Genomic DNA, 3,867 nt, shown 5'->3' with positions numbered 1-3,867 from the left:
GAAAACTACGCCTTAGCTGCTTAAGTTAGACTTAACATAGCTATTTGTCCCGCTAAATCCTGTTCTTTGGTTTAGCATTAGGGGCATCGAACGATAGAACTGGCCAATGTGAGTTCACTAAGCATTGGTGAGATACAGTGAATACGGAGAACGGTATAGGTAAGTTTTACACCTTCCCTCTCTCGACAATAAAAGTAAAACTAAGCATGTAGAAAGCGTATATCATACTATGTTTGGACGAGGGTTCGAATCCCTCCGGCTCCACTTAAGGAGACACTTAATAAAAAGTGTCTCCTTTTTTTATACACATAAAAAAACTATGAACCAATCAGTTAAAGCAAATTCATTTAGAGTTCGAAAATTTTAGCAAAATTATTTAGTTTTTGGTTATCAATTACCCGAAAAACAAGGTTTACGGTATCTCTGTCCTCTTTTTTCCAGAGTTCGATTTCTCCTTAGGGATTTACCACCTAGCCTTTAGTAAAAAGAGGCAATTGTGGGGGTATTTTACAATTGATATTCTTTATTTTAATTTAAATTGACATTGCGGTACTCATTGGGGGTATAACCTACTCTGTTTTTAAATAACCGACTAAAATGCTGTGGATACTTAAATCCAAGTTCAAACGCAATTTCATTAATTGTCTTATTCGAATCAAATATTTTTTCCTTAGCAATCTCGATTAGCTTATTCTGAATATATTCCTGAGCGGTCTTCCCAGTTTCTTTCTTAACCAGGTCACCAAAATAGTTGGCTGAAAGAAATAATTGCTCTGCAAAGTAAGCTACTGTGGGCAGGCCATTTTGCTGTGGTTCATCTGACTGAAAATAAGCGTTCAAAATCTCTTCGAATTTTTCCAAAATTCCCTTATTGACATTTTCGCGCGTGATAAATTGCCTGTCGTAAAACCGTTGGCAATAATCTAGAAAAAGCTCGATATTGGAGACAATAAGCTTTTTGGTATGCTTATCAATACTATGTACCAATTCATGCTTTATCTTGTTGAGGCAATCCATAATGACCTTCCTCTCCTGCTCGGAAAGATGGAGCGCCTCACTAGCCGAATAAGAAAAGAACGTATAGTTGGTAATCTCCCTGGCCAAAGAAGTACCATAAAGCACCTCTGGATGAAATACCAAAGCCGTTCCCTGGGGTTGATAGAATTTGGTGCCATTCTCCCCGATGACCTGTCCCGGAGCCAAAAATATCAATGTTCCCTCTTCATAGTCATAATTCTTAAGGCCATACCGGAGATCGCCGCATTTTATTTCTTTAAAAAACACCGTATAGAACTCGTACCTGAGCTTTGATAATTTACGCGGATCAGCTTTGCTCAAATCGACAACACTGACCAAAGGGTGCAATGTTTCATTGTTATTGAAATTATTGTATTCTCGAATACTCTTAAAATTGATGATCTCTTCCATTGCCTGAATGCTATGAAACAAATTTACAAAACTGGAATCCAATAATTTATAGAATCTGTAATATTGGTAGAACTATCCGTAATCCGTCTACCAAAACCTTAACCTGCAAAACCGAACTTTGTTATCATTGGATTGTATACTACGTAAACGATTTTCATTATGTATAAAGTAAAACTAAATAACGGAATTGAAATGCCTATCCTTGGCTTTGGTGTTTTCCAGATAAACGATGCATTGGAATGCGAGCGTGCAGTCATTGACGCTATCGAAACCGGATACCGGCTAATTGATACCGCGGCCTCTTATCTGAATGAAGAAGCGGTAGGCAATGCAATAAAAAATTGTGCTATCCAGCGTGAGGAATTATTTATCACGACAAAACTTTGGGTTCAGGATACGGGATATGAGAAAACCAAAGCCGCATTTTACCGGTCATTGGAAAGACTGCAATTGGACTATCTCGATCTATATCTGATCCACCAACCTTATGGCGATATCTTTGGATCGTGGAAAGCCATGCAGGAGCTTTATGAAGAAGGAAAAATCAGGGCTATCGGAGTTGCTAATTTTCAGCCGGACAGAGTGATGGACCTCATTGTAAACAGTGGTTTCAGGCCAGCTGTCAACCAGATAGAAACCCATCCTTTTCATCAGCAGATTCAAAATCAAGCTTTCTTAGAAGAAAATAAAGTCCAGATACAATCCTGGGGTCCTTTTGCAGAGGGGAAAAATGATATTTTCCAGAATGAGGTCCTTAGGTCAATAGGAAAAAATTACAATAAGACTGTCGCACAGGTCATCCTCCGATGGCTCGTACAACGGGACATTATCGCTATCCCCAAATCGGTCCATAAGGAAAGAATAGCCGAAAATTTCCAGCTATTCGATTTCGAACTGACAGAGAAGGAAATGGACGCCATAAAATCCCTGGACGCTGGAGAAAGTCTATTTTTTGATCACCGCGACCCCAAGATGGTCAGATCGCTGAGTGAAAGAAAACTTGATATCTAAAACGCTAAATTAATACTGAAATGGAGAAAAGAAAACTTGGAAATAGTGGACTTGAAGTGTCCGCACTTGGATTAGGCTGCATGGGCTTGAGTTTTGGCTATGGCCCGGCTACGGACAAAAAAGAGGCAATTCAATTAATACGCTCTGCTTTTGAATCTGGGATTACCTTTTTCGATACGGCTGAATGTTATGGCCCTTTTACCAATGAAATCCTACTTGGACAAGCGTTGGAGCCCTTCAGAAACGATGTGGTGATCGCGACTAAGTTTGGTTTCGAGGATGGCGATTCAAAAAAAGGTTTGGACAGCAGTCCTGCCAGAATAAGAAAAGTTGCCGAAGCCTCGCTCCAACGCCTGCGTACGGATAGGATCGATCTGTTCTATCAGCACCGCACCGACCCCAATATCCCTATTGAGGAGGTGGCTGGAACCATCCGCGATCTGATTACTGAAGGAAAAGTAAAACACTGGGGACTCTCCGAAGCGGGAACTGAAACGATCCGTCGGGCACATGCTGAGCAGCCTCTGGCAGCATTGCAGAGCGAATACTCGCTATTTTACCGTGAACCTGAAAATGAGATCATCCCTACATTGGAAGAGCTCAGGATCGGATTTGTCCCCTTTAGCCCCTTAGGAAAAGGTTTTCTAACCGGTGCAATCAATGCGGACACAAAATTTGACCCGACAGATTTTCGGAACATCGTACCCCGCTTCTCGGAAGAAAACCGGAAAGCGAATCAGGCTCTTGTAGATCTCCTGAAAACGATAGCAAGTAAAAAAGATGCCACTCCAGCCCAGGTCGCTTTAGCATGGCTGCTTGCTCAGAAACCATGGATCGCTCCAATCCCGGGAACGACTAAACTACATCGCCTCAGGGAAAATATTGATGCCATCAGCGTTCAGCTCGATGCAAAAGATATACAGGAGATCAACCTGGCGGCTTCAGCGATTACTATCCAGGGCGAACGGTATCCTGCTGCTTTACAGAACAGAGTCGGTAAATAAAAAAACAAGCTATGCGATTGAACAGTATAACACAATATATTACAGCCACTGCTGCCCTATTCATTTTTTCGACAACGGTGCATGCCCAAAAAAAACAAAAGCCTTTGCTTATCGCTGAACAAGGCAGTTTTGCAGTTGGTGGTACAATCAAGACCGAAGCTGGTAGCTTTGATGTAAATGATGCCCTGAAACCTCAAGGCCAGACATTCCATGGCGATCATGCCTATGTCTTCTATCAAATACCTGTAAAAGTCCGCAAATATCCTTTGGTTTTTCTGCATGGCGCAGGCCAGTCAAAAAAAACATGGGAGACAACAGCAGATGGTAGAGAAGGCTTTCAGAACATTTTCCTCCGTCGGAAATTCTCAGTGTATCTGCTCGATCAACCTCGACGTGGCGAAGCTGGAAAAAGTATGGTGGAAGC

General features: G+C 41.7%; 3 protein-coding genes, 1 other RNA gene and 1 pseudogene. 4 read left to right on the top strand and 1 reads right to left on the bottom strand.

Annotated elements, in window-relative coordinates:
- Positions 1 to 267, top strand: a transfer-messenger RNA (tmRNA) gene (gene ssrA / locus HP439_RS18250); the annotation flags it as partial.
- 261 nt (positions 268 to 528) lie between these two features.
- Here the strand turns inward: ssrA and HP439_RS18245 are convergent.
- Positions 529 to 1,428, bottom strand: a complete 900-nt coding sequence (locus HP439_RS18245) for a helix-turn-helix domain-containing protein (RefSeq protein ID WP_172391761.1) — start codon at positions 1,426 to 1,428, stop codon at positions 529 to 531.
- A 159-nt stretch (positions 1,429 to 1,587) separates the two neighbouring features.
- Here HP439_RS18245 and HP439_RS18240 point away from each other — a divergent pair, with 159 nt between their 5' ends.
- From HP439_RS18240 to HP439_RS18230, 3 genes and pseudogenes are all read left to right on the top strand, one after another.
- Positions 1,588 to 2,439 carry an aldo/keto reductase gene (locus HP439_RS18240; RefSeq protein ID WP_172391760.1) on the top strand — a complete coding sequence of 284 codons (852 nt, stop codon included), beginning with the start codon at positions 1,588 to 1,590 and terminating at the stop codon, positions 2,437 to 2,439.
- Between the two features lie 20 nt (positions 2,440 to 2,459).
- Positions 2,460 to 3,443 carry an aldo/keto reductase gene (locus tag HP439_RS18235; protein ID WP_172391759.1) on the top strand — a complete coding sequence of 328 codons (984 nt, stop codon included), beginning with the start codon at positions 2,460 to 2,462 and terminating at the stop codon, positions 3,441 to 3,443.
- Positions 3,444 to 3,454: 11 nt separating this feature from the next.
- Positions 3,455 to 3,867 (top strand): annotated as a pseudogene (locus HP439_RS18230) (alpha/beta hydrolase); the annotation flags it as partial.

This window comes from Sphingobacterium shayense (assembly GCF_013179575.1).
GTDB lineage: Bacteria > Bacteroidota > Bacteroidia > Sphingobacteriales > Sphingobacteriaceae > Sphingobacterium > Sphingobacterium shayense.
The sequence above is the reverse complement of the archived record's forward strand: the minus strand, read 5'-3'. Positions and strand labels throughout refer to the sequence as shown.